The sequence below is a fragment of the Halomarina oriensis genome (assembly GCF_009791395.1).
In the GTDB taxonomy this organism is placed as follows: domain Archaea; phylum Halobacteriota; class Halobacteria; order Halobacteriales; family Haloarculaceae; genus Halomarina; species Halomarina oriensis.
The window spans coordinates 325937-345425 of sequence record NZ_WSZK01000015.1 but is presented as its reverse complement, the minus strand read 5'-3'; the positions used below and the strand labels follow the sequence as shown (position 1 = coordinate 345425).

Here is a 19489-nt window from a genome sequence, read left to right as displayed (position 1 = left end):
CCGAGCGGTGTTACTGCTCCTCGTCGATGTACGTGAACCACTCGTCGTGGTCGTCCGTGCGACGTTCGACGAGGTCGAAGAACGCCTTCTGGAGTTCCTCGGTGACGGGACCGCGGGTCCCCGACCCGATGGAGACGTTGCCGACCTGCTTGATGGGCGTGACCTCCGCGGCCGACCCGGTGAAGAACAGTTCGTCGGCGGTGTGGAGTTCGCCCCGCGAGATGACCGCCTCGTCGTTGACGGTGTAGCCACGCTCGCGGGCCAGCGTGATGACGGTGTTCCGGGTGATGCCGTCGAGGATGGACTGGGCGAGGCCGGGCGTGAATATCTCGCCGTCGCGGACGAGGAAGATGTTCTCGCCGGGGCCTTCGGCGACGTGGCCCTCCTTGTTGAGGACGATGGCCTCGCGGTAGCCGTTCTGTCGTGCTTCCTCACCGGCGAGCAGACTGTTGACGTACAGGCCGGTCGTCTTCGCGTTCGTCGGAACCTGGCTGGAGGCGTGTTTCCGCCACGAGGAGACCATCACGTCGATGCCGTTCTCCAGGGCGTCCTCGCCGAGGTACGCGCCCCACGGCCAGCAGGCGATCATCGTCTTCGTCGGGCAGTCACCCGGCGAGACGCCCAGCGAGTTGTAGCCGTAGTAGACCAGCGGGCGGATGTAACACGACTCGAGGTCCTGGCGACGGATGAGTTCGAGCGTCGCCTCGGTGAGTTCCTCGCGGTCGTGGGCGATCTCCATGTCGTAGGGCTTCGCGGAGTCGTAGAGTCGGTCGAGGTGTTCGTCCCACCGGAAGATGGCGGGGCCGCGTTCGGTGTCGTAACAGCGCACGCCCTCGAAGACGCCGGTCCCGTAGTGGAGTCCGTGAGTCAGCACGTGGACCTGTGCGTCGTCCCAGTCGACGAAGTCGCCATCCATCCAGATGGTGTCGACGTCCATGTCGGCAAATCCCATACCGAACCCTCCGCACCGGCCCTCTTGAGTGTTGGCGATTCTTGCCTGTCGCCCGTCAGGAGGTGTCTCGGCGGTTCAGCGGTCGGCGTCGCCGTCCGGCAGCGAGCGCGTCTCCACTCGCCCTCCCGCGGCGACGGCGTCGGAGCCGTCACCGCGTCGGCGACGAGCGATCCGCCTGTGCAAGCACCCGTCCTTTCGACGCTGGTTCGGTAGCGCCACCGTGTCTGATTTCGGTAATCCCGCGGGGTTCGACATCGCAACGGTTCTGACCGGGTCGGGGCTGACCCTCCTCCTGTCGGCCGGTATCACGACGTACGGCGACCAGTTCCAGTACAGCCCCGCCGAACTGTACGGCCTCAGCGGCGTGGCGCTCGTCGTCCTCGGCGTCCTCTTCGGCTTGCTGCTGGTCCTGACGGGGAATCGGTGAGGTGAGGACTCCCGAGTCGGTAGTCGACGGGCGCGTCTCAGAGCGTCGCCAAGTCGCTACCTGCACGCTCGCGGAGTTCGCGCTCGAACCGTTCGGTCGCGCTCGGCTACCTTCCGCCGGAGGAAGAACTGCAACTGTGAGCGACGCTCGTATCGTCCCGTGACGGAGACGAAGGTGACCGGCTCGGACGGGGCCGGCGAACCGACGTCGACGACCACCTCACTGGTGGCCGTGAATCCGGTCACTCCGCCGACGATGCGACCGTCCTCGTGACCCGGCGTCGTTCCCGCCGCCTGGAGGTGGCTTCGACCAGCGCGACCGTCTCGTCGTCGGTGCGTCCGAGGCGGAACATCCGCTCGAACTGCCAGGTGGTGTGAAAAAACGTTCTGCAGGCGGTCAGCCCAACTGCCGGACGACGTCGCTCCCTTCGACGTACTCGAACCCGTTGCGTTCGGCGTAGGCGCGGGCGTCGTCGGGTGAGAGCGCCCGGCCGGTGCGGTCGTCGAGCATCTCGCAGACGACGACGGCCGGCGGCAGTCCCGCGGCTTCGGCCAGCACGAGACCGAGTTCGGTGTGGCCCTCGCGGTCGGCGACGAGGTTCGGGGCCGCACGCAGGAGATGGACGTGGCCGGGGGCGCGGAACGTCTCGGCGAACTCGGCGGCGTCCGGGTCGGCGGCCGCGCGGGCGAGTTCGGTGATGGTCAGCGACCGGTCCTCGTCGGTGATGCCCGTGTACGTCTCGCGGTGGTTGACGGTCAGCGAGAACGACGAGCGCTCGTCGTAACCGAGTTCGTGGTCCGCGCCGACGGGGTGGTCGATGACCTCCTGGACGAACGGGAGGTCGAGCGCCGCACAGACGGCGTCGGAGAGTGCGACGCAGACGAGACCACCCGCGTCGTTGCGCATCCGGGCGACCGCTTCGGGCGTGACGCTGCCGGCGGGGTAGACGAGGTCCGTCTCGCCCTCCCGGTCGGCGGCGTCGTGGACGAGGACGGGTTCGCCACGCTCGAAGGCGGCGACGGTCCGGGCGACGCCGTCGGTTCGCTGCATCACTGGCCCTCCACGTGGACGGTCACGCCGTCACCGTCTTCGAGGCTCAGTTCGTCGCGCAGTCGGTCGGGTGCGATGAGTTCGACCTTGTCCTGCCCGTGGTGGGTACGTTCGGGGGCGACGACGTGAACCACCTCGTAGCCGTCGTCGTCGTTCGCGGACCGGTGCTCCGCGCTCACGACCAGTCGGGCGGGCCAGCAGAACGCCGGCCCGTAGGTGCGTTCGTCGTCCTCCCAGCCGTCGATGCGGATGGGTTCGAGGCCGTCGAGGGCGGCCCGTGCACGGGTGCTCTCGGCGTCGAGTTCGACGTTGAGCGTGCCGGGGAACGGTTCGTAGCCCAGTCGCTCGACGAACTGGCGGTTGTAGCCTGGTAGCGAGATGTAGTGGCGGCCCTCGCCCATCCCGCCGGTGACGGTGCCGTGGAGGTCGACGCCGCGGTCGGTCTCGAACAGGCGGCGGTAGTCGGCGTACTCGCGTTCGAGGACGCGCCGGCCCTCGTCGGTGGTCGTCACGCGCTGGCCGTTCGAGCCCATCTCACGGTCGACGAGGCCGGCTTCGTCGAGTTCGCGGAGGCGGCGGGAGACGGTCTGGGTGGAGACGTCGAGGCGGTCGGCGAGACCGGAGCAGGTGACGTTCGCCCGGCCCTCGAGCGCCCCGTCGAGCGCGAGGAGTTTCAGCGTCTCGCGGGCGTCGGCCCCGACCGCGAGCGTCGATTCTGCCATACCGGTACTGAGCGCGTCCCGAGCATAAGCGTAACGAAGGTGGTATGCATCACGATTCTGTTAAACTGTGCGGTTCGGTCACAGGGTTCACGCTCGCCGTCGCCCTGTGTCGGTCGCTGACGGGGTAACGAAACCCGTTTACCGAGTGGCGGGCAACCGAGCGGTATGTTCCTACCGTTCCGCGACGAGGTGACGACGGCGCTGGCCGCCGCCCTCGACGCCCTCGGCCACGACACCGAGGACCTCGGCATCGAAGAGCCACCGGAGGGGATGGAGTCCGTCCTCGCCTCCAGCGTCGCGTTCCGCCTCGCCAGCGAGGCCGGCGCGCCGCCGCCACAGGTCGCCGGCGAGTTGGCCGACGCCGTCGACCTGACCGACGCGGAGTACGTCGGGCGGTGCGAGACCCAGGGGCCGTACCTCAACTTCTACCCCAGCGAGGACTACTTCTCGGGGACGCTCCACGCCGGCCAGACCGGTACGTTCGGTCGTCTCGCCCCGACCGACGACCGCGTCGTCGTCGAACACACCTCGGCGAACCCGACGGGACCGGTCCACGTCGGCCGCGCACGCAACCCCATCGTCGGTGACGCAGTGGCGAATCTCCTCGAATACGCCGGGAACACCGTCGAGCGCCACTACTACGTCAACGACGCCGGTCGTCAGATGGCCGTCTTCACCTGGGCTTACGAGACGTTCGACGAGGCCGACCTGCCCGAGCAGGAACGCGACCGCATCGAGTACGACCTCGTCCGGTACTACCGCAGGGGCAACGAGTTCCTGGCGGAGGCCGACGCCGCCGACGTCGCCGAGGCCGAGACCGAAATCGAGGCCATCCTGCAGGGCCTCGAAGACGGCGACGAGGAGACGTTCGACCGGGTCACCGAGGTCGTCGACCAGGTGCTCTCGGGGATGCGCGAGTGTCTCGGACGTCTCCCCGCGGAGTTCGACGAGTTCGTCCGCGAGACGCGATTCATGCGCGACGGGGCGACCGACGACGTCGTCGCCCGCCTCAAGGAGTTCGACGAGGCCGTCTACGAGGAGGAGGCGTGGCAACTCGACCTCTCGGAGCACGGCATCGAGAAGAACCTCGTCTTCCTGCGTTCGGACGGGACCTCGCTGTACACGACCCGCGACCTCGCACACCACGAGTGGAAGTTCGAGAACTACGACCGCGCCGTCACGGTGCTCGGCGAGGACCACAAGCTCCAGGCCGACCAGCTCAGGACGACGCTCGACCTGCTGGGCAACGACACCTCGAAACTGGAGTCGGTCATCTACTCGTACGTCAACCTCCCCGAGGGGAAGATGTCCACCCGCGCCGGCACCGGTATCGACCTCGACGACCTGCTCGACGAGGCCATCGACCGCGCCCGCGACGAGGTGACCGACCGCCTCGACGACCGCATCCGCGACGACGACCTGGACGAGAACGACGTCGAACGCATCGCCCACCAGGTCGGTATCGGCGCGGTGCGCTACGACATCGTCTCGAAACAGCCGACGAAAGCCATCACCTTCGAGTGGGACCAGGCGCTCGACTTCGAGGCCCAGTCCGCACCGTACGTCCAGTACGTCCACGCACGAGCGTGTGGCATCCTCGACGAGGCCGCTCAGGCAGGTATCGAACCGGACTCGGACGTCGACATCGCACTGCTCGATTCGCCCGAGGAACGCGACCTGCTCCGACACATCGCACGGTTCCCCGCCGTCGTCGAGGAGGCCGCCGACTCGCTCGAACCCCACCAGGTCGCCACCTACACCCGCGAGTTCGCCGAGGCGTTCAACGCCTTCTACCGCGAGTGCTCGGTGCTCAACGCCGAGGACGACGACGTCGCCGCCGGCCGTCTCGCGCTCGTCGCCGCCTCGAAACACGCCATCGCCAACGCACTCGACATCCTCGGGGTCGCCGCTCCCGAGTCGATGTGACGGACGCGTCTTCCGACCGCCACAGTCACCGTGTCGCCCTCCCGAACGGCTATGTTCGTGCTCGCCGACGTGTCGGCGTATGCGCCGGCCCTCGCTTCGAACACTCTCCGTCGGCACGCTGGTCCTCCTCGCCGTCGTCGGGTACCAGTTCACGCTGTTCTGGACGAACTACGGGCCGGTCCCCTTCCACGACCTCTTCGTGTTGGTGTTGCTCGCGGTTCCGGTGGCGTTGGCGGTCACCGCGGGCCGGGGTCGCTGGTCGTGGTCGACGGTCGTCGCGTTGCTGGCACTCGGACTCGCCACCTCGACGGTCGGGTTCGTCGGGTCGGGCGGACTCACGCGGGCTGTCGCCCGCTCCGGGCCGGACGTCTACCACGCGTTCCGGTACGACTGGACGAGCAACGTACTTCGATACGGCCAGACCTTCCCCGGTGGGGTACCGGTCTCGTCGGTCCGACCGAACCGCCTCTCGACACTCCTCGGAACGGTCGCGCTCTCGCTTGGAACGTACGGCTGGCTCCCGAAGCGACGACCAGCGGACGACGCGCCCGATGCGCCCGACCACGTGTCCGCCGAGTCGCCGAACTCGTGACTCCTCGAAACAGTCTCCCCGAAAAACCCGAGGTGGCCGTTCTCAGGCGCTGGACGACTCCCGCCGGCGCTTCTCGCCGACGTAGGTCGCCGCCCCGATGACGACCATCGTGACGACGTTGCCGAGGAGCATCGTGCCCAGTCCCGCCGAACCGCCCAGTACGACGTCGAGCGCCGTGACGAGGACGACCCCGACGACGGCCCCGAGGACGGCGACCTGTGCCGGTGGTTGCTGTGCTGCCCACTCGTTGGCCGACCGAATCGCGGACGCGACCATGTGATATGTCCCTCCGCGAGCGACACGTCTCGCGTCCGAAACATGGTCGTACGCCTCCCAGTCCGTTCGACCGCTACCGCTCGGCGGTAGAACGATACGTCCGGCGGGGGAGTGGCGGCTATGGTCCCGTCGTCTCTCCCCACGGACCGACTCGCGGCGCTCGTGCTCGCGGTCTGTGCTATCGTGGTGTACGTCCTGGTCGACCCGTTCACCTTCCTCGCCGACTCGGTGGCTACCTCCCTCACGTTCGTTCCCGTGACGTTCCTCCTCTACGCACTGGGGGTGTCGAAGCGCACGGCGTTCCTCGCCAGCGCGGGTGGCGCGCTGGGTCTCGCGCTCGGGACGTTCCTCCAGTCGGCCGGGGTCGTCGGATAGGACACCACCGTCGCGTTGCTCGATTGGGTGCCGTAACCCTCCTCTCGGTCGCCCGACGTCGCACCGCTCAGTCGAACAACCCGCGAAGCCGGCCCAATGCGCTCTTTCGCTCCTCCTCGGACGCCGTCGACTGCTCCTCGTCCTCCGTAGAATCGGCCGGCACCTCGACGCCCGCCTCGGCCGCCGCGCTCTCGATGATGGTCGCCGGCGACTCGTCTCCTCCTTCTTCGGCCGTAGGGTCCGCGTCCTCCCGCTTCTCGCCGACGTCGTCTGCAACGTCCTCCTCGTCAACCGTTTCGTCACCGTCTGACTCCTCGCCTGTGGGCTCGGGTTTCGAGGCGGCCTCGCCGTCGACGTTCTCGTCGGTGGCGGCTCCTTCCCCGTTGCTCTCGTCGTCCTCGGCCGGGACCACAGCGGAGGTGAGACCGTCGGGAACCCTCGGTGGGTCCGGCGCGACGTGCGCGTAGACGCCGTCGGGTTCTGGCAGGTCGTCGGTGCCGAGCAGTGCGGCGGCGAGGCGGTTGTACGCCCGTGCGACCGGACTGCCGGGAGCGGCGACGGTGTCGTCGGTGACGAGGCGCTCGTCGACGGGGACCACGGTCAGCAGGTCGTCGCCCAGTTCCGAGACGACCTGTTGCGTGTACGTATCGTCGCGGCCACGGGTGACGAGGACGCCCGCCACTTCGCCGTCGACGCGTTTGGCGAGTTGGCCCGTCTTGGCGGCGTCCTTGATGGCGACGATGTCCGGCGAGGTGACGAGGACGGTCCGGTCAGCCAGTCCGAGGGGGACCGTCACCTCGTGGGAGAGGCCGGCGCTCGTGTCGACGAGGACGACGTCGTACGCCTCGCGGAGCGTCGTGATGACGCCGCGCAGGTTCGCCGGGTCGGCGGCGGCGAAGGCGTCGAGCGACTGCGTGCCGGGGACGACGTCGAAGCCGTGGTCGGTCGAGACGGTGGCGTCGTCGACGCTCGCCTCCCCCGCCAGCACCTCGTGGACGCTCGGGTCGTGCTCGATACCCAGCGTCTCGCCGACGTTCGCCATCCCGAGGTCGGCGTCGACGGCGACCGTCTCGTAGCCCGCCGCCGCGAACGCGGCCCCGAGGTTCACGGTCGTGGTCGTCTTGCCGACGCCGCCCTTGCCACCGGCGATAGCGAACACCTGGCCCATTACCGGAGGCTGAGGACGACGGGCACAAAACGATTGCTGCGTCGCTCCGAGGGTCAAAGGGTACTTACCTCCGATTCCTCTACAGGGAGTAATGAGTAGCCCAGCGGACGACTCGGCGGACGAGCAGTCCGACCGACAGAAATACGAGTTCCAGAAGGTCATCGAGGAACTCAAGGAGTACTCGGGATCAGGAACACAGCTCGTCACTATCTACGTCCCGCCCGACCGGATGATCTCGGACGTCGTCGCCCACGTCACCCAGGAGCACAGCGAGGCGGCGAACATCAAGTCCAAGGACACCCGAACGTCCGTGCAGGACGCCCTCACCTCGCTCAAAGACCGCCTGCGCTACTACAAGTCGCCGCCGGACAACGGGATGGTGCTGTTCTCGGGGGCCATCGACAGCGGCGGCGGCCAGACCGACATGGTCACGCGCGTCCTCGAGAACCCACCCGAACCCGTTCAGTCGTTCCGCTACCACTGTGACTCGGCGTTCCTCACCGAGCCACTGGAGGAGATGTTCGGCGACAAGGGTCTCTACGGTCTCGTCGTCCTCGACCGCCGCGAGGCGACGGTGGGGTGGCTGAAGGGCAAGCGCATCGAGGCCGTCAAATCCGCCTCCTCGCTCGTCCCCGGCAAGCAGCGGAAAGGTGGCCAGTCCGCACAGCGATTCGCCCGCCTGCGTCTGGAGGCCATCGACAACTTCTACCAGAAGGTCGCCGGGATGGCCAACGACCTGATGGTCCCGAAACGTCACGAGATGGACGGCGTCCTCGTCGGCGGCCCCTCGCCGACGAAAGACGAGTTCATGGACGGTAGCTACCTCCACCACGAACTCCAGGACATCGTGCTGGGGAAGATAGACGTCTCGTACACCGACGACTCGGGGCTGAAGGAACTCGTCGACAACGCCGAGGACCTGCTGGCGGAGACCGAGGTCATGAAGGACAAGTCCCAGATGGACGAGTTCTTCAAGGAACTGCACGACGGCGAGCGAGCAACCTACGGGTTCGAGCCGACCCGAAAGAACCTCGTCATGGGCTCGGTCGACCGCCTGCTCATCTCCGAGGACCTCCGCCAGGACGTCGTCAGCTACACCTGCGAGAACGGCCACGAGGAGCGCGAGGTCATCGACAACCGCAAGAACACGCCCGACCACGACTGCTCGGAGTGCGCCGAGACCGTCCCCGCCGGAGAGAGCGAACGCGAGGACGTCATCGAGCACCTGATGGACATCGCCGACCAGCGTGGCTCGGAGACGAAGTTCATCTCCACGGACTTCGAGGAGGGCGAACAGCTGATGAACGCGTTCGGTGGGGTCGCCGGGATTCTGCGCTACGAGACCGGGATTTAGAACACCCATCTTTCACCCACCACCTTTTATCCACGACCGGGGGGCGAAGCCCCCCGGAGGGTAAAAGCTGGACCAAAAGCACTCAATCACCCCCTCAGTCACTCGCTCCGCTCGCTCTTTCGAGGGTTCAATCGGCCCGCTCACTCGCTGCGCTCGTTCGCGGTGCAGTACACGAGATAACCGCACTGCACAGCTTGCCGGTATTGTTAGACCCGTGCCGCGTGTGTATCATTCTGGTCGTCAGAAAAGATTTAATTGGCCGGATGCTCGGCTTGCGTAATGCCCTCTCGGCGGAGATTCGTTCAATTGTGTGGCACGACGTCCCTCGCAGCGTTGGCGGGTTGCGGTGGAAGACAAGGAGTGCAGACGACTGGTTCGATAGACATAGACAACGAACTGAGCGAGAAGGCCTCTGTGTCGGTCAAGACCCGACATCTCTCCGCAGACATTCCTGAAACGAGGCGTGACCGTCGGAATACTCCCGCCCAACCCGTGGAGGACGACACGTCCGACCCGACAGAACACGACATAGCGGTTGCCTCGGGGGAACGGAGAGTTCTGAAAGGAGTGATGGAGAAGCCCGGGAGCTACTACATCATCGTCAAGACGGAGACGATGCACAAAGCGAAGTACTTCGAATTTAAGCAGCGGCGTTACGCGTGGTTCGCCCTCACCGAAGATGAAATCGAAAGTGGAACGGCTCGCTTCGGCGAGTAGCGAGTCGAAGGCACCCGTATAAGCCACGGTCGACTTCTGAAGTGAGCCGATTACCTTCGTCACATACCGACAGCTGCCGCTGCTGAAAAGACACCTGATAGACCCACGCTCTCTGTCTAACAGATGAATCAGCTGAGATTGGCTGGAAGAAACTGGTCGATTCACAGCATCCGCGCGAGCAACGCGAGCGCAGTTTACCGCGAACGAGTGTAACGAGTGAGCGGGGTGACGAGCGAGCGGAACGCTCGAAGAGCGTGAAGCGAGCGAGGAATCCTTTTGGTCCAGCTTTTACCCTGTGGGGGCCGCAGGCCCCCACTCGTGGATAAAAGGTGGGTTTAGATGACGCGGTTCTGGAGGTAGTCCAGGTGTTTCGCGTTGTAGACGATCTTGACGGTGTCGGCCGTCGGTGAGCCGATGCACGTCAGGCGGACGTTCTTGTCGTCGACCTCCTCGTCGGAGAGGATCTGCTGCATGTCCATCTCGATGCCGCCCTCTTTGAGGATGGCGGCGCAGTTCGCACACGCGCCGGCGCGACACGAGAACGGCCAGTCGTAGCCCTGGGCCTCGGCGGCTTCCAGGATGTACTCGCCCTCGTTGACGTCGAGCGTGCCGTAGTCCTCCGCGTCGAGGCCGGCGTCGGCAGCTTCGTCGAAGAGGTCGTCGTCGTCCATCGACCAGCCGTGGTCGTCCAGGACTTCGTAGTTGAGGTATTCGACTGTAGGCATCACTCCCGCGTACTCCCGCCGCCCTGTTAGATGTTGCTGTTGCGGCTTTAGGCGGGCCTAAGAACCTGCTCGCGTCGAAATCGGCGAATTCGGGGGCGACAGGTCAGAAGACGGGCACGAACCGGAAGACCAGATACGCCGCGACGGCGGAGATACTGGGTGTCAGTACCCAGAGGACGACGACGCGGGCGGTGGCGGCGGGGTCGAACAGGTCGCTCGCCTTGAGGCTGCCGGGGTCTTCCTCGCCGATGCTGGGGACGTCGCTGACGCTCTTGACGCGGCCGCCGCCGTGGCCGTCGGCCGCCACGGAGTCGACGGCGACGGGCGGTTCGCCGCTCCGGGCGGCCTTCGCGGCGTCCGAGAGCGTCGTGGTCCGGGTCGCCCGTCCCCACCCGAGGCCGACGATGCACATCGTCGCGCTCACGGCGAGGCTGGCGGGGATGCCGATGAACGAGAGGAACGTGATGAGACTCGCCGAGATGGTCTCGACGATGAGCGCCGCCGTCAGCGGCAGGTCGGTGAGGTCGTTGCCAACGGTGTCGAGCGTCCGTCGGGCGATGGTAAACGCCCCGAGGCCGATAGCACCGCTGGCGACGACGACGGCGACGTAGAGGCTGCTGAGTTCGAAGACACCGAACAGGTCGAGCGGAGGAATCGCGTTCGCGCCGACCAGCGGGGCGACGGCGTTGGCGACGTTCGACGCCCCCGCCGCGTACGCCATGTAACAGCCGATGGCGATGACGAGGACGGTTCCGATGACCTCTCGCCGTCGCGCGTTCGGGTGACGACGGGGAATCGGAACCAGGCCCGACCGGTCCACGAACAGCGCGGGGTCGTCCGAGGAGTCGAGGTCTAGCCACGCGTCGAGATACGGGTAGAGGTAGCGCCCGATGACGCCACAGACCCAGAACGCGAGGATGGGCGCGACGAGCCACCAGGTGACGATACGACCCATCGTCCCCCAGTCGATGGTGTTCGTGGCGACGCCCAACCCCGCGATAGCGCCGACGGCGGTCATCGACGTCGAGGCGGGGACGCCGAACAGGTTCGAGACGAGGAGCGCCATCCCGACGAAAAAGAGGACGGCGACGCTCGCCGCGAGCGTGAACTGGTCCTGTGGGACGATGTCCCCGCCCATCGTCTGGATGACGCGCGTCCCGCCCGTCGCCCCGCCGACGAGGACGAACACCGTCATCAGCGCGCCCGCGGCGAGTTTGCCGAGCGTCCCGCTCCCCACGGCGGGGCCGAAGGCGACGCCCGTCGACGACCCACCGATGTTGAAGCCGACGAACACCGCCACTGCTAAGCCGACGAGTAGGAGTACCTCGACCACACCCGAACCTTACTCACGCCCCGGTTTAAATTGTGGTGGCGGAATCACCGCCCCGTCTGGTGACGCCCTTCCGCCGCACGTCCCGCGCAGAGCCCCCAGAACACGACGATACCCTCGACGGTGACGAACGGGACGACTGCCAGCAGGACCACCCGGATACGACCACCACGCCCGCCGTGAGTTCCAGGGTAGGAGTGCCTGCTGGAGCACCGACAGCACGTCACTCGGTCGTCCATCGACGACGGCCGCGATGGCGTCGGGTGTGTCGCCGTGAGCACTCCGTGGTCGCCCCCGAGTGTCCGGGCGGCCGCCGGGTCGACGCGGCACGTCGTCGACCGGTCCGTCTCGGTGTCTTTACGCTCCGTACGCCCGACCCTCCGGTATGTTCCCGACGTTCGAGGTCGTCCCGGCGGTCGACGTGCAGGACGGACAGGTGGTCCAACTGGTCGGCGGTGAGCGCGGTACGGGCAAGCGGTACGGTGACCCGGTCGAGGCCGCCCAGCGGTGGGTCGAGGCGGGCGCACGCACGCTCCACCTCGTCGACCTCGACGGCGCGTTCGAGGGAGAACGTGCCAACGCCGACGCCATCGCGGCCGTCGTCGATGCGGTCGACGTCCCGGTTCAGATGGGCGGCGGTATTCGCACCGCGGCGGACGCACGGGTGCTCCTCGACGCGGGGGTCGACCGGGTCATCCTCGGTACGGCGGCCGTCGAGACCCCCGACATCGTCGCCGACCTGAGCGCCGACTACCCCGAGGGCGTCCTCGTCAGCCTCGACGCGAAGGGTGGCGAGGTGGTCGTCTCGGGGTGGACCGAGGGGACCGGTCTCGACCCCGCCGAGGCCGCCGAGCGGTACGCCGACCTCGGGGCGGTGGGCATCCTGTTCACGGACGTGGACGTCGAAGGGCAGTTGGAGGGGGTCCGCACGGACCCGGTCCGGCGACTCGTGGAGGCCACCTCCATCCCTGTCGTCGCCAGCGGCGGCGTCGCCACGCTCGACGACGTGCGCGCGCTCCGCGAGACGGGTGCGGCGGCCGTCGTCGTCGGGACGGCGCTGTACGAGGGCCGGTTCACGCTCGCCGACGCGATGGACGCCTGAGGGGGGTGACGACCAGACCTGGCCACCGTCGAACAGCGCCGCCCGCGGACGGACACGGCTGTCCTGACGGGAGTTATCACGTCGGACCCGAACCGTCGGCCATGCGTTCGTACAAGGCGAAGGCGGTCACGCCGATTCGTCTCCCCGACCGTGAAGGGCGCATCGAGGCGCTCGACGCGGCCGGTCACAACGTCTTCAACCTCGACTCGGACGCGGTCTACGTCGACCTGCTCACCGACTCCGGGACGGGCACGATGAGCGACGAGCAGTGGGCCGCGCTGATGCGCGGTGACGAGGCCTACGCCGGGTCGTCCAGTTTCGCGCGCCTCCAGTCCGCCGTCTCCGACGTGATGGGCTTCGAGCACGTCATCCCGACCCACCAGGGCCGCGGCGCGGAGAACGTGGTCTACGGGTCGCTCCTCGAAGAGGGAGACGTCGTGCTCAACAACACCCACTTCGACACCACCCGTGCGCACGTCGCCAATCAGGGTGCGGAAGCCGTCGACTGCCCCGTCGAGGGCGCGTGGGACCGCGAGGCGACCGGGGAGTTCCTCGGGAACTTCGACGTGGCGCAGGGCCGCGAAATCGCCGACGAGGTGGGTGCCGAGCGCATCCCCGTCGTCGTCACGACCATCACGAACAACTCCGCGGCCGGTCAGCCGGTGAGTTTAGCGAACATCCGCGAGACGGCCGAGTTGGCCGACGAACTCGACGCGTGGTTCGTCGTCGACGCCTGCCGGTTCGCCGAGAACGCCCACTTCGTGAAGGAGCGCGAACCGGGACAGGGCGACCGTGCCCTCGCCGATATCGCCCGTGAACAGCTGTCGTACGCCGACGCCATCACCATGAGCGGGAAGAAGGACGCGCTGGTCAACATCGGCGGGTTCGCCGCCATCCGCGACGACGACCTGTTCGAGCGTGCGAAACAGCGCGCCATCCTCTACGAGGGCTTTCCGACCTACGGCGGCCTCGCAGGACGCGACATCGAGGCGATGGCGGTCGGTCTGCGTGAGGCCGTCGACCCGCCGTACGTCGCCGAGCGTGTCGAACAGGTGGCGACGCTGGGCGAACTCCTGCAGGAAGCCGGGATTCCCATCGTCACGCCGACGGGCGGGCACGCCGTCTACGTCGACGCGGGCGAACTGCTCGACCACATCCCGACCGAGCGGTTCCCCGGCCAGCGCCTCGTCTGTGAACTGTATCGTGAGGGCGCGGTCCGCGGCGTCGAACTCGGGTCGTTCGCGTTCCCCGGCGCGGACCGGCCCGACTACGTCCGTCTCGCCGTCCCCCGCCGGACCTACTGGCGCGAGCACCTCGAACACGTCGCGGAGACGGCCGCCGCCGTCCGCGAGCAGCGCGAGGAGTACGTCGGCCTCGAGATCGTCGAGGAGCCTCCGATGAAGGAACTCCGACACTTCTCGGCACGCCTCGAACCCGTCGAGGAGTGAACGCGCGGTCCTCACTCGCTCCGCTCGTCACCGAGGCCAGCGGTGTCGGTTTCCAGCGGAACCTCCGGTTCCGGCGGGTGAAACGAGTCGGGAGCGGGGAGCGACAGCGACCACGGTCCCGCAGGGTTCCGACCCGCGAGACGCGACCGACCCTCAGGGCAGTCCGTCGACGATGTCGCGGTACTCGTCTTCGGTGAACGCCTTGAGCGTCTCCGTCGACACGGCTCCGCCGCGCCCGAGGCTGAGTGCCATCGTCGCCATCGCGGCGTCGTCGGGCATCTCCATCTCGACGACCATGTCGTACTCCCCCATCGTCATGAGAAACCGGTTCACCTCCCCGCCGAGCGACTCGGCGAGGTCCTTCGCGCTGTCCAGTCGACCGGGGCTCTCGTCGAGTGCTTCCATCCCGTCTTCCGTCCAGTTCACCAGTACCACGTACGTCGGCATAGCAGGCCACCTACTCCGCAGAAGTATAACTAGTTTGTCACGACTCGTCCGTCGACGGACTCGTCGGCGGGTGGGACTGTCGGTTCGGGGTGGTCACCGTCGAGCGCGGTAGCCGAGGTACGCGACTCCGGCGCTCGCTGCCGACAGCGTCGGACTCGTACTGGCGAGTTCCGTCGTCGACCGCGTGGCCGTTCGGAGCAGTCGCTCGCTGACTCGGGACACGGTTGCACGGAGGACGCCCGACGGAAAAACGACACGCCAGCGGCGAGTCGTGAGGGAAACGGATTAGCCCTCGCCGCCGTTCATTCGGGTATGACCACGCGGAGCGCGATGGTGACGCGCACCACGGCCGAGACGGACATCGACCTCGAACTCGTCGTCGACGGGTCGGGCGAGGCCGACGTCGAGACGGGTATCGGCTTCTTCGACCACATGCTGACGGCGTTCGCCAGTCACGGCCTGTTCGACCTGCGCGTCGAGTGTGACGGCGACCTGCACGTCGACGACCACCACACCGTCGAGGACGTGGCGCTCGCGCTGGGCGAGGCGTTCGACGAGGCGCTGGGCGACCGCTCGGGTATCGTCCGGTTCGCCGACCGACGCGTCCCCCTCGACGAGGCCGTCGCCGGCGTCGTGGTGGACGTCTCGGGTCGCCCCCTGTTTCGCTTCGACGGCGAGTTCTCACAGGACTCGGTCGGCGAGTTCACCAGCCACATGGCGGGCCACTTCGCTCGCTCGCTGTCGACGACGGCGGGCCTGACGCTCCACGCCGAGGTGGCAGGCGAGAACGCCCACCACGAGGTGGAGGCGCTGTTCAAGTGTCTCGCCCGGACGCTCGACGACGCCACCCGGACGGACGAGCGTCGACAGGGGACGCCGTCCACGAAGGGCGAACTGTAGCGAACCGAACGCTCACACCACGACGACGCCGAACCGTACCCGGTCGACGCCGATTCCCGCGGACAACTGGTGGGGGTCACCCATCCCGTGAGACGTCGCGTACGTCCCCGACGGCCCACCGTCGACGGTCACCGAGACGACGGCACGCTCGTCCAGTGCGGCCGGGTCGTCGTACTCGACGTTCCCGTCGGGGGCCAGGTCGACCGTCTCCTCGAAGTCGGGGGCGTCGGCCGGCGGTTCGACGGTGGAGTCCGCGGTGTCGGTCGGTGGGGCCGGCCGGTCCGGCGTCGTCCAGATGCGGACCGTCGCGGTCCGACGCGCGGAGGTGTCGTTGTGGACCACCAGGTCGGCGGCGAGGAACAGAGCGTCCCCGGTGTCGCCACCGCTGCCGTCCAGACAGCCTCCGAGTCCGAGCGAGAGCGGGAGGGACGCGAGCACCTGCCGGCGCGTGACGGACATTACGAGGCGTTGCCCGAGCGTCGAGATATGCTTTCGGTCCGACTGGTCGCCCTCGGCGGGACAGAAACCACTAAAAGCGCCTCCGCCAAGGTGGCGTCACGATAGATGTTCGACGAAATAATGGAGAAGTTCGAGAACAGTCCCAGCCAGCAGGCGGTCATCAGACTGCTGCTCGAACGGGGGTTCTCGGTCAACGACGAAGGACGGGTCGTCTCCGGTGGTATCGAGATACCGAACACGGGTATCGCCCGCGAAATCGGTGTCGACCGCCGCGTCGTCGACGCGACGACCGACGCCATCCTCGCGGACCCCGAACTGCGTCGTATCTTCCAGAACATCTCCGCGATTCCAAGTCTCCGTGACCTCGCGCCGGTGCTCGACCTCACGGTACTGACCGTCTACGTCGACGACGCCGAGGCGTCGGGCATCGTGGCGACGGTCACCGGGACCCTCGCCGACGCGGGCATCTCTATCCGTCAGACCGTCAGCGAGGACCCGGAGTTCACCGACGAACCGCGCCTCTCCATCATCACCGACACCGACCTCCCCGGCGACCTCATCACCGAGATTCGTGCCCTCCCGTTCGTTCGGAAGATCGAGTTGGAGTGAACCGTCGGTTCGGGCCGTCCCCGTTCCGTTCGGGGTCACGCGTCGCCGTAGACGACTGCTCCCGCCAGCACGACGGCCCGCGGGAGGACTCCTCGCCGACAGTGCCCGTCGTGCTACCGCGACGCGAAACCCGTTTGTCGCTCCTCGCCGACCCCCGAGTGTGAGCGACTCGTACCGTACCCTGGCCGGTCACGGCGAGGCCGCCTTCGAGGTCCGTGGCTCCGAGTTCCTCGGCCACACCCGCCCCGTCGACTCCGTCGCGGCCGCCGAGTCGTTCGTCGACCAGGTCCGGTCGGAGTACGACGACGCGACCCACAACGTCCCCGCCTACCGGGTTCGGGAGAGTGACGGCGCGGCGCAGAGCGCCGCGCAACGGTCGAGCGGCCAGCGGCCGCGAGACGGGACTCCCAGCGACGGGATGCTCCGGGAGTACTCCAGCGACGACGGCGAACCCTCCGGCAGTGCGGGCAAACCGATGCTCAACGTCCTCCAGGGTCGGGACCTGGAGAACGTCGTCGTCGTGGTGACCCGGTACTACGGCGGGACGAACCTCGGCATCGGCGGTCTGGTCCGGGCCTACTCGCAGTCGGTGAACGACGCCGTCGCGGCCGCCGGCGTCGTCGAGGAGGTGCCCCACGAGCAGGTAGGGGTCGTCACCGAGTACGACGACTCCGGGACGGTACGTGGTATCCTGGAGAGCACGGGCGTCGAGTTCGAGGCGGAGTACGGCGAGCAGGTCCGGTTCGACGTTCGCGTTCCCGTCGCGGAGAGCGCGGCGCTCCGTGACCGGTTGCGAAGTGCGACGAGTGGTCGTGTCGAACTCTCCGAGTAGAAGTGCCGAGCGGTCCTACGTTCCCACTGCCGCGGACCACCCGTCGTGACGTGTCGAGTGCCATCGTCCCGCCACGGAAGCGGAACATGCTGGCTTGCGTCTTCGGGCAGATGAAGGTTGTGCTGTCGTGATTCCGACCCCTCCGGAGTCGTTCGTAGTCGACCATCGGCAAACGACGGTGGGTTTCGTGACCGGTCGCGGGGCCGGAGAACCGCGTGACGTCGAGTCGGTCTACAGTCGAAGGAAGGGGGTTCGCTGCGGACGGGTCGTCGTGACCGGCGGGGGCGACGTGCCCGAGTCCGGCGGCCGAGTCAGTCCTCGCCGCGCCCGCCGGTGCCGAACGCACGGTCGCCCGCGTCGCCGAGGCCGGGGACGATGTAGCCGTTCTCGTCGAGGTAGTCGTCGATAGCGACGGTCAACAGGTCCGCCTCGGGGAACTGCTCGCCGACGCGGATGAGGCCGTCGGGTGCGGAGACCGCAGAGAGGACGAACAGGTCGGCGGGTTTCGGCTGGTCGTTCAGGACGTGGTCGAGGACGACACACATCGTCGACCCGGTGGCGAGCATCGGGTCGGCGACGATGACGGTGTCCTCCTCTCGAATCGTGGGCAGTTTCACGTAGTCGATGGTGATGGGGAACTCGCCGTCGTCGTCCATCCCGGCTTCCTCGTCGCGGCCCGCCGAGATGACGCCCTGGCGGGCGCGGGGGAACGCTTTGAGCAGGCCCTCGACGAACGGCGTCGCCGCCCGCAGGACGTTGATGATGACGACGTCGTCCATCCCGGTGACGCGCTCGCCGGTCATCTCGGTCAGCGGCGTCTCGACCGGCACGTACTCGGTCTCCATCGCCCCGTCGATGATCTCGTAGCCCGCGATGCGGCCGAGTTTGACGAGCCCCTTTCGGAACGACACCTGCGACGTCGACACGTCGCGGATGCGCGAGAGGGTGTCTCGGGCCAGCGCGTGCGTCAGCAGCGAGGCGTTGCCGCGTTCCTCGATGGTCATTTGCCGAACGCTGGATGCGGGTGGTCATAACCCTGTGGAAACGTTCTCGGGGTGTTACCGGAGTACCGCGAGATACGTCACCACGACGAGGACGGCGGTGGCGACGACGAGGTTGGTGGTGGTGAACGCGACCAGCCCCCCCAGTTCCCCGAGATAGAGCGCGACGCTGGCGAACACCGCCGAGAGCAGGACGTCGAGGACGAGCAACACGCGGATGTCACCGTCGGCCATACGGCCCGGTTCGTCGCGCGAAACATAGCTCTGCGGGTGACTGTCCGGCGAGGGCGTCAACGGGCTACTTGCCGGGCCACACCGATGTCGTCGAACGTGCGCGTCCGCAACCGCGAAGGGGAGGCCGTCGACCCCGTCCCCTTCTTCGTCGTCGCGGGGATGGCGGCGCTCGGGTGTTACTCGTTCGTCCCGCCGTACTGCCTCGGACTGGGGCTGTCGGTAGCGGTCGGACTGGCGCTCGCGACGGTCGTCTTCGTCCTCGTCTGCGTGCTGTCGTACTACCGCCTCGTCTGGACGGTCCGACCGGAGGTCCGCCGCGAGGTGCCCGCCTCCGACCGCCTCCGGACGCTGTTCTACGTCGCGCTGGTGGTCGTCGGCGTGTGCCTGCTCGCCTCGCTGCCGTTTTACGTCCGCTGAGCGTGCACCACGACCATGCGCACAGTCGAGGCGTCGCGGTTCGTGGCCGCACCGCCGTCCGTCGTCGCCCGCGTCCTGACACCCGAGGCCGTCATCGAAGCCGAGGGGAGCTTCGACGTCCAAGAGGTCGCCGAGGGAGACGCCGACGCCGAGGGGGACGGGGAGACGCTCGTCCGGGCCGCCCGTGCGGGCCTCTCGATGGTGTTCGCCTTCGAGGACCGCGAGGACGGCCTCCGCTACGAGCAGTTGGACGGGCCACTGGAGACGCTGACGACGACCATCGACTACCGGCCGGAGAACGAGGGGACGCGCCTGACCGCCGAGTCGACGCTCGAAGCCGGTATCGGGCCGATGGAGCGACTCGCCGGCTGGAAACGTCGCGGCGAACTGAAACGCGCGCTCCGGAACCTCGACAAGCAGTGTTGA

At 67.5% G+C, this 19489-nt stretch carries 25 protein-coding genes; 13 read left to right on the top strand and 12 right to left on the bottom strand.

Going from position 1 to position 19489, the window contains the following annotated elements:
* Positions 1-10 precede the first annotated feature (10 nt).
* The gene (locus GQS65_RS08320; RefSeq protein ID WP_158204168.1) at positions 11-952 is read right to left on the bottom strand and encodes a branched-chain amino acid transaminase; all 942 of its coding nucleotides are present in this window, start codon (positions 950-952) and stop codon (positions 11-13) included.
* 220 nt (positions 953-1172) lie between these two features.
* Between GQS65_RS08320 and GQS65_RS08315 the strand changes: the two genes are divergently transcribed.
* Positions 1173-1379, top strand: coding sequence for a hypothetical protein (locus tag GQS65_RS08315; protein ID WP_199268451.1), 207 nt, complete (start codon positions 1173-1175; stop codon positions 1377-1379).
* A 396-nt stretch (positions 1380-1775) separates the two neighbouring features.
* On the opposite strand, the gene ribB is transcribed toward GQS65_RS08315, so the two are convergent.
* Both ribB and GQS65_RS08305 read right to left on the bottom strand, forming a co-directional pair.
* Positions 1776-2429: a 3,4-dihydroxy-2-butanone-4-phosphate synthase gene (gene ribB / locus GQS65_RS08310; RefSeq protein WP_158204167.1), complete on the bottom strand. Its 654-nt coding sequence runs from the start codon at positions 2427-2429 to the stop codon at positions 1776-1778.
* The gene (locus GQS65_RS08305; protein WP_158204166.1) at positions 2429-3151 is read right to left on the bottom strand and encodes a DUF120 domain-containing protein; all 723 of its coding nucleotides are present in this window, start codon (positions 3149-3151) and stop codon (positions 2429-2431) included. Before GQS65_RS08305 ends, ribB begins: the two co-directional genes overlap by 1 nt.
* Positions 3152-3316: 165 nt before the next feature.
* Here GQS65_RS08305 and argS point away from each other — a divergent pair, with 165 nt between their 5' ends.
* Together argS and GQS65_RS08295 are read left to right on the top strand one after the other, a co-directional pair.
* The gene (gene argS, locus GQS65_RS08300; protein WP_158204165.1) at positions 3317-5077 is read left to right on the top strand and encodes an arginine--tRNA ligase; all 1761 of its coding nucleotides are present in this window, start codon (positions 3317-3319) and stop codon (positions 5075-5077) included.
* 79 nt (positions 5078-5156) lie between these two features.
* The gene (locus GQS65_RS08295) at positions 5157-5669 is read left to right on the top strand and encodes a hypothetical protein (protein ID WP_158204164.1); all 513 of its coding nucleotides are present in this window, start codon (positions 5157-5159) and stop codon (positions 5667-5669) included.
* 42 nt (positions 5670-5711) lie between these two features.
* On the opposite strand, the gene GQS65_RS08290 is transcribed toward GQS65_RS08295, so the two are convergent.
* A complete protein-coding gene (locus GQS65_RS08290) occupies positions 5712-5945 on the bottom strand; it encodes a hypothetical protein (RefSeq protein ID WP_158204163.1) in 234 nt (77 codons plus the stop codon).
* A gap of 120 nt (positions 5946-6065) precedes the next feature.
* On the opposite strand from GQS65_RS08290, the gene GQS65_RS08285 reads away from it, so the two are divergent.
* Entirely contained in the window at positions 6066-6320 is a 255-nt protein-coding gene (locus tag GQS65_RS08285; RefSeq protein ID WP_158204162.1) for a hypothetical protein, read from the top strand.
* Positions 6321-6387: 67 nt separating this feature from the next.
* Here the strand turns inward: GQS65_RS08285 and GQS65_RS08280 are convergent, their stop codons facing one another.
* Positions 6388-7488 carry a MinD/ParA family ATP-binding protein gene (locus GQS65_RS08280; RefSeq protein WP_158204161.1) on the bottom strand — a complete coding sequence of 367 codons (1101 nt, stop codon included), beginning with the start codon at positions 7486-7488 and terminating at the stop codon, positions 6388-6390.
* Positions 7489-7579: 91 nt separating this feature from the next.
* Between GQS65_RS08280 and prf1 the strand changes: the two genes are divergently transcribed.
* Positions 7580-8842 (top strand): peptide chain release factor aRF-1, encoded by a 1263-nt coding sequence (prf1, locus tag GQS65_RS08275; RefSeq protein ID WP_158204160.1) that lies wholly within the window; start codon positions 7580-7582, stop codon positions 8840-8842.
* A 360-nt stretch (positions 8843-9202) separates the two neighbouring features.
* The gene (locus GQS65_RS08270; RefSeq protein WP_158204159.1) at positions 9203-9559 is read left to right on the top strand and encodes a hypothetical protein; all 357 of its coding nucleotides are present in this window, start codon (positions 9203-9205) and stop codon (positions 9557-9559) included.
* Between the two features lie 335 nt (positions 9560-9894).
* Here GQS65_RS08270 and fer read toward each other — a convergent pair whose 3' ends face one another.
* Entirely contained in the window at positions 9895-10284 is a 390-nt protein-coding gene (fer, locus tag GQS65_RS08265; RefSeq protein WP_158204158.1) for a ferredoxin Fer, read from the bottom strand.
* 103 nt (positions 10285-10387) lie between these two features.
* Positions 10388-11617, bottom strand: coding sequence for an inorganic phosphate transporter (locus GQS65_RS08260; RefSeq protein ID WP_368279967.1), 1230 nt, complete (start codon positions 11615-11617; stop codon positions 10388-10390).
* A 382-nt stretch (positions 11618-11999) separates the two neighbouring features.
* Here GQS65_RS08260 and hisA point away from each other — a divergent pair, with 382 nt between their 5' ends.
* Positions 12000-12716, top strand: coding sequence for a 1-(5-phosphoribosyl)-5-[(5-phosphoribosylamino)methylideneamino]imidazole-4-carboxamide isomerase (gene hisA, locus GQS65_RS08255; RefSeq protein WP_158204157.1), 717 nt, complete (start codon positions 12000-12002; stop codon positions 12714-12716).
* Between the two features lie 101 nt (positions 12717-12817).
* Positions 12818-14164: a tryptophanase gene (locus GQS65_RS08250; RefSeq protein WP_158204156.1), complete on the top strand. Its 1347-nt coding sequence runs from the start codon at positions 12818-12820 to the stop codon at positions 14162-14164.
* 153 nt (positions 14165-14317) lie between these two features.
* On the opposite strand, the gene GQS65_RS08245 is transcribed toward GQS65_RS08250, so the two are convergent.
* Positions 14318-14611: a GYD domain-containing protein gene (locus tag GQS65_RS08245; protein WP_158204155.1), complete on the bottom strand. Its 294-nt coding sequence runs from the start codon at positions 14609-14611 to the stop codon at positions 14318-14320.
* Between the two features lie 93 nt (positions 14612-14704).
* Positions 14705-14833: a hypothetical protein gene (locus GQS65_RS21880; protein WP_267902896.1), complete on the bottom strand. Its 129-nt coding sequence runs from the start codon at positions 14831-14833 to the stop codon at positions 14705-14707.
* Positions 14834-14923: 90 nt separating this feature from the next.
* Between GQS65_RS21880 and hisB the strand changes: the two genes are divergently transcribed.
* Entirely contained in the window at positions 14924-15511 is a 588-nt protein-coding gene (gene hisB, locus GQS65_RS08240; RefSeq protein ID WP_158204154.1) for an imidazoleglycerol-phosphate dehydratase HisB, read from the top strand.
* A 12-nt stretch (positions 15512-15523) separates the two neighbouring features.
* Here hisB and GQS65_RS08235 read toward each other — a convergent pair whose 3' ends face one another.
* A complete protein-coding gene (locus tag GQS65_RS08235; protein WP_158204153.1) occupies positions 15524-15970 on the bottom strand; it encodes a hypothetical protein in 447 nt (148 codons plus the stop codon).
* A gap of 105 nt (positions 15971-16075) precedes the next feature.
* On the opposite strand from GQS65_RS08235, the gene GQS65_RS08230 reads away from it, so the two are divergent.
* Positions 16076-16579 carry an amino acid-binding protein gene (locus tag GQS65_RS08230; RefSeq protein ID WP_158204152.1) on the top strand — a complete coding sequence of 168 codons (504 nt, stop codon included), beginning with the start codon at positions 16076-16078 and terminating at the stop codon, positions 16577-16579.
* A 160-nt stretch (positions 16580-16739) separates the two neighbouring features.
* Positions 16740-17411, top strand: a complete 672-nt coding sequence (locus GQS65_RS08225) for a YigZ family protein (protein WP_368279965.1) — start codon at positions 16740-16742, stop codon at positions 17409-17411.
* Positions 17412-17722: 311 nt separating this feature from the next.
* Here the strand turns inward: GQS65_RS08225 and upp are convergent, their stop codons facing one another.
* The gene (gene upp / locus GQS65_RS08220; RefSeq protein ID WP_158204151.1) at positions 17723-18415 is read right to left on the bottom strand and encodes a uracil phosphoribosyltransferase; all 693 of its coding nucleotides are present in this window, start codon (positions 18413-18415) and stop codon (positions 17723-17725) included.
* Positions 18416-18469: 54 nt separating this feature from the next.
* Positions 18470-18646: a hypothetical protein gene (locus GQS65_RS21370; RefSeq protein ID WP_199268425.1), complete on the bottom strand. Its 177-nt coding sequence runs from the start codon at positions 18644-18646 to the stop codon at positions 18470-18472.
* Positions 18647-18730: 84 nt separating this feature from the next.
* On the opposite strand from GQS65_RS21370, the gene GQS65_RS08215 reads away from it, so the two are divergent.
* On the top strand, positions 18731-19063 hold the full coding sequence (locus GQS65_RS08215; RefSeq protein WP_158204150.1) for a hypothetical protein: 333 nt from the start codon (positions 18731-18733) through the stop codon (positions 19061-19063).
* Positions 19064-19078: 15 nt separating this feature from the next.
* On the top strand, positions 19079-19489 hold the full coding sequence (locus GQS65_RS08210) for an SRPBCC family protein (RefSeq protein ID WP_158204149.1): 411 nt from the start codon (positions 19079-19081) through the stop codon (positions 19487-19489).